Annotated in this window: 13 protein-coding genes; 10 read left to right on the top strand and 3 right to left on the bottom strand. The window is 44.0% G+C overall.

All coding sequences use genetic code 11. The annotated features are described in order from the left end of the window. Window position 1: 1 nt before the first annotated feature. Window positions 2-316 (bottom strand): ribosome silencing factor, encoded by a 315-nt coding sequence (rsfS, locus tag B9T10_RS06990; RefSeq protein ID WP_008315709.1) that lies wholly within the window; start codon window positions 314-316, stop codon window positions 2-4. 142 nt (window positions 317-458) lie between these two features. Here rsfS and hemL point away from each other — a divergent pair, with 142 nt between their 5' ends. From hemL to rpsT, 9 genes are all read left to right on the top strand, one after another. Further along, the gene (hemL, locus tag B9T10_RS06985) at window positions 459-1,742 is read left to right on the top strand and encodes a glutamate-1-semialdehyde 2,1-aminomutase (protein WP_094491626.1); all 1,284 of its coding nucleotides are present in this window, start codon (window positions 459-461) and stop codon (window positions 1,740-1,742) included. A 3-nt stretch (window positions 1,743-1,745) separates the two neighbouring features. Continuing rightward, window positions 1,746-2,417, top strand: a complete 672-nt coding sequence (gene rpe / locus B9T10_RS06980) for a ribulose-phosphate 3-epimerase (protein ID WP_094538139.1) — start codon at window positions 1,746-1,748, stop codon at window positions 2,415-2,417. 60 nt (window positions 2,418-2,477) lie between these two features. Continuing rightward, on the top strand, window positions 2,478-3,515 hold the full coding sequence (locus tag B9T10_RS06975; RefSeq protein WP_008315712.1) for a type IV pilus twitching motility protein PilT: 1,038 nt from the start codon (window positions 2,478-2,480) through the stop codon (window positions 3,513-3,515). Between the two features lie 109 nt (window positions 3,516-3,624). Next, a complete protein-coding gene (rpmB, locus tag B9T10_RS06970; RefSeq protein ID WP_008315714.1) occupies window positions 3,625-3,861 on the top strand; it encodes a 50S ribosomal protein L28 in 237 nt (78 codons plus the stop codon). Window positions 3,862-3,872: 11 nt separating this feature from the next. Further along, window positions 3,873-4,040: a 50S ribosomal protein L33 gene (rpmG, locus tag B9T10_RS06965; protein WP_008315715.1), complete on the top strand. Its 168-nt coding sequence runs from the start codon at window positions 3,873-3,875 to the stop codon at window positions 4,038-4,040. Between the two features lie 135 nt (window positions 4,041-4,175). Then, window positions 4,176-5,192, top strand: coding sequence for a methionine ABC transporter ATP-binding protein (locus B9T10_RS06960; protein ID WP_008315716.1), 1,017 nt, complete (start codon window positions 4,176-4,178; stop codon window positions 5,190-5,192). A gap of 3 nt (window positions 5,193-5,195) precedes the next feature. Further along, a complete protein-coding gene (locus tag B9T10_RS06955) occupies window positions 5,196-5,933 on the top strand; it encodes a methionine ABC transporter permease (protein ID WP_008315718.1) in 738 nt (245 codons plus the stop codon). A gap of 31 nt (window positions 5,934-5,964) precedes the next feature. Beyond that, window positions 5,965-6,738 carry a MetQ/NlpA family ABC transporter substrate-binding protein gene (locus B9T10_RS06950; RefSeq protein WP_018122612.1) on the top strand — a complete coding sequence of 258 codons (774 nt, stop codon included), beginning with the start codon at window positions 5,965-5,967 and terminating at the stop codon, window positions 6,736-6,738. Window positions 6,739-6,916: 178 nt separating this feature from the next. After that, on the top strand, window positions 6,917-7,183 hold the full coding sequence (gene rpsT / locus B9T10_RS06945; RefSeq protein ID WP_008315720.1) for a 30S ribosomal protein S20: 267 nt from the start codon (window positions 6,917-6,919) through the stop codon (window positions 7,181-7,183). A gap of 108 nt (window positions 7,184-7,291) precedes the next feature. Here the strand turns inward: rpsT and secA are convergent, their stop codons facing one another. Both secA and proB read right to left on the bottom strand, forming a co-directional pair. Next, complete coding sequence (secA, locus tag B9T10_RS06940) at window positions 7,292-10,042, bottom strand: preprotein translocase subunit SecA (protein WP_094538138.1); 2,751 nt, start codon at window positions 10,040-10,042, stop codon at window positions 7,292-7,294. A 67-nt stretch (window positions 10,043-10,109) separates the two neighbouring features. Beyond that, window positions 10,110-11,219 carry a glutamate 5-kinase gene (gene proB / locus B9T10_RS06935; RefSeq protein ID WP_063504194.1) on the bottom strand — a complete coding sequence of 370 codons (1,110 nt, stop codon included), beginning with the start codon at window positions 11,217-11,219 and terminating at the stop codon, window positions 10,110-10,112. Between the two features lie 109 nt (window positions 11,220-11,328). On the opposite strand from proB, the gene leuC reads away from it, so the two are divergent. Next, window positions 11,329-12,729 (top strand): 3-isopropylmalate dehydratase large subunit, encoded by a 1,401-nt coding sequence (gene leuC / locus B9T10_RS06930; RefSeq protein WP_008315723.1) that lies wholly within the window; start codon window positions 11,329-11,331, stop codon window positions 12,727-12,729. Window positions 12,730-12,738 lie beyond the last annotated feature (9 nt).

Below are 12,738 nucleotides of genomic sequence, written 5' to 3'. Positions count from 1 at the left end.
ACTAGATGAACAATTTTTCTAACTGATAAAACTCACGCGCATCTTTAGTCATGATGTGCACCACGATGTCACCATAATCTTGTAATACCCAGTTGCCGCTTTCCACGCCTTCAATGCCGATCACGGTATGACCTTGCTCTTTCATATTGATTTCAAGCTTATTGGCCATCGCTTTAAGGTGAGTTGAGGAAGTCCCTGTAACAATCACAGCCCAGTCGGTATACTTCACAATTTCGCTGACATCGAATACTTTAATATCCACACCTTTCATATCATCTAAGGTTGTTTCAACAATATTCTTCATTGCTTCTGACATAAAATTCATCCAATTAATTTAAAATTCATCAATCATTAATACACATAGTGTTGGTTATTGTACTTCATTTTAATTTAACAATTAAATCTTAATTAATTTTGCTAGAATATTAGCTTTATTTCTAAGTTTTGAAGGTTGAGAAATGGTCAGTTTTGAAGCACTTTACGAAGAAGCACAACAATATATTCCTGGCGGCGTGAACTCTCCTGTGCGCGCATTTAAACAAGTGGGCGGTGCACCTGTGTTTTTCAAAAAGGGTGAAGGCGCTTATGTTTATGATGTCAATGACAAAAAATACATCGATTATGTGGGTTCATGGGGCCCGATGATCGTGGGTCATGCCCATCCTAAAGTGATTGAAGCCGTTGTGGAAACCGCAAAAAATGGCCTCTCTTTTGGTGCGCCCACTGTTTCTGAAACCGCATTGGCCAAAAAAGTTCTTGAGATCATTCCTTCAATGGACAGCGTACGCATGGTAAGCTCAGGCACAGAAGCCACCATGAGTGCCATCCGTTTAGCCCGTGGTTATACTGGCCGCAACAAAATCATCAAATTTGAAGGCTGCTATCATGGCCATTCTGATTCCCTTTTAGTGAAAGCAGGCTCTGGTTTATTGACCTTTGCTGAGCCATCATCACCGGGCGTACCAGCTGATTTAACGCAGCACACCATCGTACTTGAATACAACAATCCTGAAGAACTCAAAGAAGCCTTTGCCAAATATGGCGATGAAATTGCGTGCGTGATTGTAGAACCCATTGCCGGCAACATGAACTGCATTCCACCGTCACGTGAATTTTTACAAACCATTCGTGATTGCTGTACAGAGGCAGGCGCTGTATTCATCATGGATGAAGTGATGACCGGTTTTCGTGTACACAAACATTCTGCCCAAGGCTTATTTAACATCACGCCTGACTTATCAACCTTCGGTAAAGTGATTGGCGGCGGCATGCCGGTGGGCGCTTTTGGTGGTAAAGCTGAAATTATGGCGCATTTATCCCCAAATGGTGCGGTGTATCAAGCAGGCACATTGTCTGGTAATCCTGTGGCCATGGCAGCGGGTTTAGCCACATTAGAATTGGTGTCTGAAGAGGGCTTTTATGATGAGCTCAAAGCCAAAACCGATTACTTAATGGATGGGATTGCCAAAATCTTTGCCAAACATGATTTACCCATCCACATCAATCACGTGTGCGGTATGTTTGGTTTATTCTTCACCCATCAACCTGTGAACACTTACAAAGATGCGCTCACCAGTGACATCGAATTTTTCAAACAGTTCTATCATGGCTTACTTGAGCGCGGCATCTATTTAGCACCGAGCGCATTTGAAGCAGGTTTCTTATCGAATGCACATACGTATGAAGATTTAGATCAAACCCTCAAAGCCATCGACGAAACATTAGCAGACATCAAAGGTTAACCCATGAAACAAACTCCTTGGATCGCCCCATCGATTTTATCCGCAGACTTCGCACGCTTAGGCGAGGAAGTCGATGCTGTATTAAATGCAGGCGCAGACATCATTCACTTTGACGTGATGGACAACCACTATGTGGAAAACCTCACGTTTGGCCCGATGATCTGTAAAGCATTGCGTGATTATGGCGTCACTGCCCCCATTGATGTGCATTTGATGGTTTCACCGGTCGATCGCATGATCGAAGCCTTTGCAAAAGCTGGCGCAACCTACATCACTTTCCATCCTGAAGCCTCTTTGCATGTGGATCGCTCCCTTCAACTCATCAAATCATTGGGCTGTAAAGCCGGTTTGGTGTTGAATCCTGCAACCTCTATCCATGTGCTTGATCATGTTTGGGACTATTTAGACATGGTGCTGGTGATGAGTGTGAACCCGGGCTTTGGCGGACAAAAATTCATCCCATCTGCTTTAGATAAATTAAAGCAGTTGCGTACAATCATTGATGAAAAAGGCTTAGACATTCGCCTTGAAATTGATGGCGGCGTCAATGCCGATAACATTGCAGAAATCTCTCAAGCAGGCGCGGATACTTTCGTGGCAGGCAGCGCGATTTTCACACAAAAAGATTACACAGACATCATTACTCGCTTAAAATCAAATGCAAAATTAGACTGATGCCATTTTGTCGTTTAGAATACGAGCGTTATTTCTATTAAAAAAACTAATGAGAAAATTATGAACATTACAGATCTACTCACATTTGTGGTCAAATCCGGGGCATCGGATTTGCACTTGTCAGCAGGATTGCCACCTTTGCTGCGCATCGATGGTGACGTAACAAGAATCAATGCACCTGCGCTCAATAACGATATGGTTTATGATTTGATTTATGGCATCATGAATGATACTCAGCGCAGAACCTTTGATGCAGAGTTAGAAGCTGACTTCTCTGTAGATGTTCCTGGTTTATCTCGTTTCCGTGTCAACGCCTTCCACCAAAATCGTGGCGTTGGCGCTGTTTTTAGAACAATCCCTAACAACATTAAATCCATGGATGAACTTGGCATGCCTGCCATTTTCCGCCAAATGGTTTCGGTGCCTCGTGGTTTAGTGTTGGTGACAGGGCCCACAGGTTCAGGTAAGTCAACGACGTTAGCTGCAATGATTGACTACCTAAACAAGCATCATCCTTACCATATCTTGACGGTGGAAGACCCCATTGAGTTCGTACACACGCCAAGAAAATCACTCATCAACCAACGTGAAGTGCACCGAGATACTCTCTCGTTTAACAATGCGTTGCGCTCTGCTCTTCGTGAAGATCCAGACGTTATCTTGGTGGGTGAGCTTCGTGACTTAGAAACCATTCGTTTAGCCTTAACCGCTGCGGAAACGGGTCACTTAGTATTTGGTACCCTCCATACCACATCGGCAGCGAAGACCATCGACCGTATCATTGACGTTTTCCCAGAAGGTGAAAAACCATTGGTTCGTTCAATGTTATCTGAGTCTTTGCAAGCCGTTGTTGCGCAATCACTTTTGAAGAAAAAAGGCGGCGGTCGTGTGGCTGCTTGGGAAATCCTTATGGGTACGAATGCAATTCGAAATCTGATTCGTGAAGATAAAATTGCACAGATGTATTCTGCGATTCAAACTGGCCAATCCTTTGGCATGCAAACCCTTGATCAGCACTTGATGCAGCTAGTTCGAGCGGGCATCATTGATGCGGAAGTTGCAGCAAGTAAGGCTAAGAACCCTGCTGATTTCACTTAATCAGTGTATTGCATATTTTTTTGAAATACGTATAATGACGTGTCTGTTTTTAAGGGCCGTCTTTGCGTTCCTCAAAGAATTTAATTTATTGAAATAGGTTATTTTAATTATGAGTAAAGTTTGTCAAGTCACTGGTAAAGCACCTGCTGTTGGGAACAACGTTTCTCACGCAAACAATAAAACTCGCCGTCGTTTTTTACCAAATCTTCACTCACATCGTATTTGGGTAGAAAGCGAACAGCGCTTTGTAACATTACGCGTAACATCTGCTGGTTTAAGAACTATCGATAAAAAAGGCATCGATGCTGTTCTTAAAGATATGCGTGCACGTGGTGAGAAAATCTAAGGAGCTTTATCATGGCAAAAGGTATCAGAGAAAAAATCAAATTAGTGTCAACGGCTGAAACTGGTCATTTTTACACTACAACTAAAAACAAAAGAACAACTCCTGAAAAATTAGAGTTCATGAAATATGATCCAGTTGTTCGTAAACACGTTTTATACAAAGAAGCACGTATTAAATAAGTTTACTTGTTTAAAAACACACAAAAGCAACCTCAGGGTTGCTTTTTTATTGTCGTAAAATCGTCTCATCTTCAAATTAACGCCGTATTATGCTAGATTGTGCGGTATCTTTTTAGACTGTAGATGATTCTATCCGTGATCACATTAGACCATATTTCAAAATCCTATCCGACTGCGAAAGGCGACATCATTGCCCTCTCAGACATCTCTTTGACCATTGAAGCCGGTGAAATCTTCGGTGTCATCGGGCACTCTGGCGCCGGCAAAAGTACATTGATTCGCTGCCTTAACTTATTGGAAAAGCCTTCAAGTGGCCACGTCATTTTAGATCAAGTGGATTTAACCACCTTAAGCAAACGAGAATTGATGCATGAGCGCCGCAAAATCGGTATGATTTTCCAGCACTTTAATCTTTTCTCTAGCCAAACCATTTTTGACAACATTGCCTTTCCACTTCGCTTAGAGAAAATGTCGAAATCTGAGATCAATGCCCGCGTCAATGAATTGCTAGAATTAGTAGGCTTAACAGAACATGCCAAAAAATACCCCGCCCAACTCTCTGGCGGACAAAAACAGCGCGTAGGGATCGCTAGAGCCCTCGCTAACAAGCCAAAAGTCCTATTGTGTGATGAAGCCACCTCTGCCCTTGATCCACAAACCACACAGTCCATTTTAGAGCTCCTACGCGAGATCAATCAAAAGCTCGGTTTAACCATTGTGCTCATCACCCATGAAATGGAAGTGATCCGTAAAATCTGCCATAAAGTGGGCGTCATTCATGCCAGTCAAATTGTGGAATGCGGCCCTGTTGAAGAGGTGTTTTTAAACCCTCAACACGAAGTGACCAAAGAGTTCATTTTAGACAACAGCCATTATGCTGAGCTTAAAGTTCATTTGAAAAACAGCCCAATGAAAGGGGCAAACCTTTATCAAATCACTTATTCTGGGGAAGATTCCTATCATCCGCATTTAAGTGACATCATCAAATCCACCGGCGTGCATTTCTCAATCCTGTCTGGCAACATCAGCTACATTCGTGATTTGCCGTATGGTCAATTGCTCGTGGCCTTAAATGGCAGTGCTGAGGTTCAGCAGCGCGCCTTAGAAGAATTTGCAGCGAAAAACATTCACACATTAGCGGTCACTTTATAAACTATGTCAAATCTCATCGAAACCTCTCTGTACACAGATTTCAAAGTATGGGCAGCGAATGCTCTTCAAGAATTCATCACGCCCTATTTTCCTAAAGTGAAAGTGAGCATGCTCTGGGAAGGCACTGAAGCCACCTTGCAAATGCTCTCCGCCTCTTGGGCATTGACCACCATTTTTGGCATCATGCTTGGGGTGATTTTATACCTCACGAGCCCAAAACAATTAATGCAAAATCGCTTGGTGTATCCGATTTTATCGATCTTCACCAATATTTTGCGCTCCATTCCCTTTTTGATTCTGATCATTTATCTATTGCCCTATACAAAAAATATTGTGGGCACCTCCTTTGGGGTCAAAGGTGCAATTGTGCCCTTAACCATTGGGGCGATTCCATTTTTTGCCAAATTGGTAGAAACAGCCCTGCGTGAAGTGGATCGCGGCATCATAGAAGCTGCCGTCAGTATGGGCACACCGATGCATAAGATCATTTTTTCTATCTTATTGCGTGAAGCGCGCCCAAGCTTGATTGCAGGGGCAACCATTACAGGGATTCTCCTCCTCTCCTTTACAGCCATGGCAGGCGTTGTTGGCGCAGGTGGACTTGGTGATTTGGCCACCCGTTTTGGCTTCCATCGCAATCAACCTGAAATTACCAATTTTGTGATTGTAATTATCATTATTATCGCGCAAACTATTCAATTAGTGGGGGATACATTCATGCGTCGCCTCACACGAAAATAACAATTGCCATCCAATATTTAGGAGTTTATTCATGAAGAAATTTGCAACAGCGCTTCTCATTTCTGCATTGCCATTTTTTGCCAATGCCAATGAAACCATCAAAGTGGCAGCATCTCCTGTGCCACATGCTGAAATTTTAGAACACGCGCAAACGCTTGCCCCTAAAGATTTCAACATTGACGTGGTTGTGGTCACCGATTATGTGTTACCTAACATCATGCTCAACGAAGGCGAAGTCGATGCAAACTTCATGCAACATCAACCCTATTTAGATGAATTTAACAAAGCCAACGACATGACATTGGTGTCTGTGGGCGGCGTGCATTTAGAACCTTTAGGCGGCTATTCTAAAAAGATCAAAGATGTGAAAGACTTACCACAAAATGGTAAAGTGGCCATTCCAAATGACCCCACCAATGGCGGTCGTGCTTTGATCTTATTGCACAACAATGGCGTGATCACATTGACAGATCCGACAAACATTTTAGCCACGATTCAAGACATCAAAGAGAATCCTAAAAACTTATCGTTTGTGGAGCTTGAAGCGCCAATGCTTGCCCGCACCATCGATGAAGTGGATTTAGCCCTCATCAACACTAACTTTGCGTTAGATGCGGATTTAAACCCAGTCAAAGATGCTTTGATCATTGAAGACAAAAACTCACCTTATGTGAACATCGTTGTGGTCAAAGATGGCAACAATGAGAAAGAAAATGTTAAAGAACTCATGAAGATTCTTCACTCTGATGAAATGAAACAATTCATCGAAACTAAATATGAAGGCAGTATTTTACCTGCATTCTAATTTTGCAAAATATGCGCTATAATGATTCACAACAAGAGAGCTGCTCGCAGCTCTTTTTTTTCATTGAGCCACATTGTCCGCTGTTTTAATCCGAAGCATGATTGACTTTTGCTTGGAAAAACAAGATAATGTTGCGTCTTATATTGTTTAAACTATTGGTTATATTTGGAGAATACCTTTGGCAAACTCAGCTCAAGCAAAAAAACGCGTACGCCAAGCGGAAAAAAGCCGTTTAGCAAATGCTTCATATCGTTCAATGACTCGTACTTATGTTAAGAAAGTATTGAAAGCGATCCAAGAAAATAACGTTACTGCTGCTCAAGATGCATTGAAAAAAGCACAAGGCGTTTTAGATCGCGCTTCTAACAAAGGCTTATTTCATAAGAAAACAACAGCTCGTTTAGTGAGCCGTTTGAACGCACGAATCAAAGCAATCGCTGCTTAATTCGAAATGCATTCAAAAAGCCCTGTTTAAGGGCTTTTTTATTGTCTGCCATTTATACAAGCCATAAAAAATCCCGCAAGATGCGGGATTTTTCAATCAGCTGACCAATTAGATTTTACCGTGGCAATGCTTATACTTTTTACCAGAACCACATGGACATTCATCATTGCGGCCAACGGCACTGAAGTCTAAGCCTAAAGCATCCATCACATTATTTTGCTCTGGCGCTTGAACCTCATTAGAAACACCAGCATCACTGAATGAGCGCTGCATCAATACTTCTGTTTCTTCCTCTGAATTTTGCAAGGCTTCAATGGCTTTGGCATCTTCTTCTGTCACTTTTGGCAACTCGATCGTTAAACGACTCAAGAAACCAATCGTTTCATAGTAAATGCGATCAAGCATCATCTCAAACATTTCAAAGGCTTCGCGCTTATACTCTTGCTCAGGACGTTTTTGTGCATAGGCACGCAACTGAATGCCTTGGCGCAAATAATCCATCGCCGCTAAATGATCTTTCCAGTTGCGATCTAACAACTGTAACAACACATTTTTCTCAAAGGCTTTGAAGTTCTCTTGATCCACAATGGAGATCTCTTCGCCCGTATCAGGCAATGTGATGTATTGCTTATTGCGATACGCTTTTTGATTCATCTCAATTAAGCGTGCGACCACACCTTCATAATCAAGCGTGTCATCCTCTTTGAGCCAATCTTCAAGCTTCACATCCATCATAAAGTCACGAGACAATTTTGCCTCTAATCCTTCCATATCCCACTGTTCAGGGAATGATTGTGGCGGAATGTGTTTAGCCACAAGCTCACGGAACACTGTTTCACGAATTGCATCAATGGCAGGACCCACATCCGATGCCGCTAAAATATCATCGCGCTGCTGATAGATCACTTTACGTTGATCATTGGCCACGTTGTCATATTGCAATAAGTTCTTACGAATCTCAAAGTTATGACCTTCCACTTTGCGCTGAGCATTTTCAATCGAGCGGCTGATCCATTTATGTTCTAACGGAATGCCATCGCCCATGCCAAGCTTTTTCATCATGTTGTAAGCCGAAGGCGAGGTGAAGATGCGCATTAAGTTATCTTCTAATGAAAGATAAAAACGTGATGAGCCCACATCCCCTTGACGACCCGCACGACCACGCAACTGATTGTCAATGCGGCGGGATTCATGGCGCTCTGTCCCGATGATGTGTAAACCACCTTTAGATAACACATCATCATGGCGTTTTTGCCATTCAGCCTTCATCGCTGCACGCTCTGCAGCAGTGGCATCTGGATAAGCTTCCATTTCCATCTCAAAGTTACCGCCAAGCACGATGTCCGTACCACGACCGGCCATATTGGTGGCAATCGTCACCGCCCCCGGTTTACCAGCTGCGCCCACAATATAAGCTTCGCGCTCATGCTGTTTTGCGTTCAACACTTCATGATGAATGCCGCGGGCATTGAGCATCTCTGCCAATAATTCTGACACTTCAACAGATGCTGTCCCCACTAACACAGGCTGCCCTGCTTCGCGGCATGCTTCGATGTCTTTAATGATGGCTTCATATTTCTCGCGCTGCGTTAAGAAGATCAAATCCCCATAATCTTTACGCTGAATGACTTTATTGGTTGGAATCACCACCACTTCTAAGCCATAAATTTCTAAAAGTTCTGGCGCTTCTGTATCGGCTGTCCCCGTCATCCCGGACAATTTTTTATAAATTCTAAATAAGTTCTGGAACGTAATGGATGCCAATGTTTGGTTTTCAGGTTTGATCGGCACGCCCTCTTTCGCTTCAATGGCTTGATGCAAGCCATCTGACCAGCGACGCCCCGCCAATGTACGGCCTGTGTGCTCATCGACAATGATGATTTCATTGTTTTTAATCAAATACTCCACATCGCGGCGGAATAAATGATGCGCACGCAAGCAGCTGTCTAAATGATGATACAGTTTTAAGTTATTGGCATCATATAAGCTTTCACCTGCTTTGAGTAAACCTGCTTCCACCAATAAATTTTCAGCATGTTCATGGCCCACTTCTGTCAATAACACTTGGCGATCTTTTTCATTGATCGTAAAGTCATTGTCGCCATTGGCATCGGCTTTTTTCAAATAAGGCACGATCTCATTGATGGCTTTGTATAAATCTTCCGAACCTTCCGCAGGACCTGAAATGATGAGTGGCGTTCTTGCTTCATCGATCAAGATGGAATCCACTTCATCGATCACCGCAAAGTTCAATGGACGCTGTACTTTATGTTCAGGATCAAAGCTCATGTTATCGCGAAGGTAATCAAAGCCGATTTCATTGTTCGTACAATAAGTGATGTCCGCTTCATAGGCTGATTTTTTCTCATCTGGCGCTTGATCAGACACCACAACGCCCACACTTAAACCCATCCAACGATAGAGCTTACCCATCCAGGCGGCGTCACGTTTTGCTAAGTAATCATTGACGGTCACAACGTGCACGCCCTTGCCTTCTAATGCATTTAAATACACAGCAAGGGTCGCCACCAATGTTTTACCTTCACCGGTGCGCATTTCAGCGATTTTGCCTTGATGCAATACAATACCGCCGATCATTTGCACATCATAATGGCGCATGCCCATCACGCGGCTACTTGCTTCACGCAATGTGGCAAACGCCTCAGGCAAGAGCTTATTTAAAGACTCGCCATTTTGAATGCGCTCACGAAACTTGATGGTTTGTTGTTGTAACTCTTCATCCGTCATCGCTTGCATTGTCGGCTCAAGCGCATTGATTACTTTAACAGTCTTCTGAGCCTCTTTTACCAAGCGATCATTTCGGGTTCCAAAAATCTTTTTTGCAATCGCACCAAACATGGCTGTCCTTCTAATAATAAATATGAATTAACGGGGCATTTTAACGTATTTTGACGTCAAAAAGAACTTATTGATGGGATACCCAATTGTTTCTATGAATAATCTCTTCAGAAATCACATAACCAAGTTTATTAATGATGTCACTTGATGGCGTTTTCAAGAGCTTTTGCACTTCTTGTGAATGATAAGTGGATAAACCGCGCCCTAACTCTTCGCCCGCCTCATTTAAACAGGCAATGATCTCCCCGCGCTGAAACTCGCCATTGACGGCAATCACGCCAATGGGTAACAAACTTTTCTTATGCGCCATCAAGGCTTTTTCTGCCCCTTTATCCACCACAACACTGCCAAGCACATGGGCTTGATTGAGAATCCAACGTTTTTTCGCCGCCATGGTTGTATCTTCTGGCTCAAATTGCGTGCCGATCTCTTCATGATTGGCCACGCGCAACAAACCATTGTCCGCTTTGCCATACACAATGTAAGTTTGCGTGCCACTTGTGGCAGCCTTTTGCGCCGCCTTCACTTTCGTGTACATGCCGCCTTTTCCTAAACTGCCGCCTTCTGGGCTGGCCATATCCAATAAAGATGGATCCATCGCACGCACATGATGAAGCAGCTTCGCATCACTATTTTTACGCGGATCTTTATTATACAAGCCTTGTTGATCCGTCAAAATGATGTAGGTGTCGGCTTCAATGAGGTTGGCAACTAAAGCGCCGAGCGTATCATTGTCCCCAATGCAAAACTCATCGTAGGAAACAGTGTCATTTTCATTGATGATGGGCACCACATTATGCTGAATCAAGGCATTGAGCGTGGCACGAATGTTTAAATAACGGGTGCGATCCAATGCATCTTCATGGGTCAATAAGACTTGGGCTGCGGTCAATTGATGCTTTTGCAAAGCCATTTGCCACGCTTCCACAAGTTTTGCTTGCCCAACGGCCGCGGCTGCTTGCAATTCACTTAACTCCGTCGGTCTTGATGTCCACCCTAAACGTTTCATCCCTGCGGCAACCGCCCCAGATGAAACCACCACAATTTGATAACCTTTTGCCTGTAATTGTGCAATTTGCGATGCATAATCATCGAGCAAAGAATAGTCAATCCCAACACCGCCATTGGTGATCATGGCGCTGCCAATTTTAATTACCCAAAGAGTTTCTTTTTCCATACAATTCATATTATGATGTCTAGTTCGTGAGCAAATTAATTTGCATAAAAAGATAAGATTTGTTACGAGATTATCATAGCAGGATGTTTAATTTTAGGGGAGTTTTAAAATGGCCAAAACGCTTTACGATAAGTTGTGGGATGCCCACGTTGTGCGCACAGAAGAAGACGGCACCGCTTTATTGTACATTGATCGACACATCATCCATGAAGTCACCAGTCCTCAAGCATTTGAAGGGCTGCGACTGGCAGGACGCGACCTTTGGCGTAAAAACTCCATCATTGCAACACCTGATCACAATACGCCAACCACACCAGGCTTTACAACGATTGATGATCCCATCTCTAAATTACAGGTGGACACTTTAGATCAAAATGCCCGCGCAGCCGGCGTCACCTATTTTCCGGTGGGCGATATACGTCGCGGCATTGTCCATGTTGTGGGCCCTGAACAAGGCGCCACATTACCTGGCATGACGGTTGTGTGCGGCGACTCTCACACGGCAACCCATGGCGCATTTGGCGCACTTGCCTTTGGCATTGGCACCAGCGAAGTGGAACATGTGATGGCCACATGCTGTTTGGTGCAAAAGAAATCTAAAGCCATGAACATCATTGTCGAAGGGCAATTACAAGCAGGCGTGACGGCAAAAGACATCGTCCTTGCCATCATCCGTGAAATCGGTACGTCAGGTGGAACAGGTTACGCCATTGAGTTTTCAGGCTCTGCCATCCGAAGTTTATCAATGGAAGGCCGCATGACCATTTGTAACATGGCGATTGAAGCCGGCGCGCGCGTTGGCATGGTGGCTGTGGATGACACCACATTAGAGTTTGTGAAAGATCGTCCGCTCTCACCAAAAGGCGAGATGTGGGATCAAGCGGTGGCTTATTGGAATACCTTACATTCTGATGAAGGCGCGCAATTTGATCATGTGGTGCGTTTAAATGCCAACGAGATCAAACCGCAAGTGAGCTGGGGCACGAGCCCTGAAATGGTCATCGCCATTGATGAGTGCATTCCTGATCCTGCCAAAGAGCATGATCCGGTGAAACGCTCAGGGATGGAAAAAGCTTTGGCCTATATGGATTTAACGGCCAACATGCCATTATCCGCCATTCCATTAACCAAAGTATTCATTGGTTCTTGCACCAACTCGCGCATTGAAGATCTACGTGAAGCCGCAGCTGTGGCCAAAGGCAAAAAAGTGGCACCGAACATTTTACAAGCCATGATTGTGCCAGGTTCAGGTTTAGTCAAAGCACAAGCGGAAGCCGAAGGCTTAGATAAAATCTTCACGGAAGCGGGCTTTGAATGGCGTGAACCCGGTTGCTCTATGTGTTTAGCCATGAATAATGATCGCTTAAATCCTGGCGAACACTGCGCTTCGACCTCTAACCGTAACTTTGAAGGTCGTCAAGGTGCTGGCGGACGCACACATTTAGTGAGCCCTGCCATGGCAGCCGCTGCTGCAATTGCTGGCCATTTTGTTGATGTTCGTACGTTATAAGGAGATCCC

It is taken from the genome of Wohlfahrtiimonas chitiniclastica, assembly GCF_002252325.1.
In the GTDB taxonomy this organism is placed as follows: Bacteria; Pseudomonadota; Gammaproteobacteria; order Cardiobacteriales; family Wohlfahrtiimonadaceae; genus Wohlfahrtiimonas; species Wohlfahrtiimonas chitiniclastica.
This window is presented reverse-complemented; position numbering and strand designations above follow the sequence as displayed.

Excerpts from the sequence above, each read along its gene's own strand:
- rsfS (WP_008315709.1), bottom strand. The coding sequence starts at position 316 with ATGTCAGAAGCAATGAAGAATATTGTTGAAACAACCTTAGATGATATG.
- hemL (WP_094491626.1), top strand. The coding sequence starts at position 459 with ATGGTCAGTTTTGAAGCACTTTACGAAGAAGCACAACAATATATTCCT.
- rpe (WP_094538139.1), top strand. The coding sequence starts at position 1,746 with ATGAAACAAACTCCTTGGATCGCCCCATCGATTTTATCCGCAGACTTC.
- B9T10_RS06975 (WP_008315712.1), top strand. The coding sequence starts at position 2,478 with ATGAACATTACAGATCTACTCACATTTGTGGTCAAATCCGGGGCATCG.
- rpmB (WP_008315714.1), top strand. The coding sequence starts at position 3,625 with ATGAGTAAAGTTTGTCAAGTCACTGGTAAAGCACCTGCTGTTGGGAAC.
- rpmG (WP_008315715.1), top strand. The coding sequence starts at position 3,873 with ATGGCAAAAGGTATCAGAGAAAAAATCAAATTAGTGTCAACGGCTGAA.
- B9T10_RS06955 (WP_008315718.1), top strand. The coding sequence starts at position 5,196 with ATGTCAAATCTCATCGAAACCTCTCTGTACACAGATTTCAAAGTATGG.
- B9T10_RS06950 (WP_018122612.1), top strand. The coding sequence starts at position 5,965 with ATGAAGAAATTTGCAACAGCGCTTCTCATTTCTGCATTGCCATTTTTT.
- secA (WP_094538138.1), bottom strand. The coding sequence starts at position 10,042 with ATGTTTGGTGCGATTGCAAAAAAGATTTTTGGAACCCGAAATGATCGC.
- proB (WP_063504194.1), bottom strand. The coding sequence starts at position 11,219 with ATGGAAAAAGAAACTCTTTGGGTAATTAAAATTGGCAGCGCCATGATC.
- leuC (WP_008315723.1), top strand. The coding sequence starts at position 11,329 with ATGGCCAAAACGCTTTACGATAAGTTGTGGGATGCCCACGTTGTGCGC.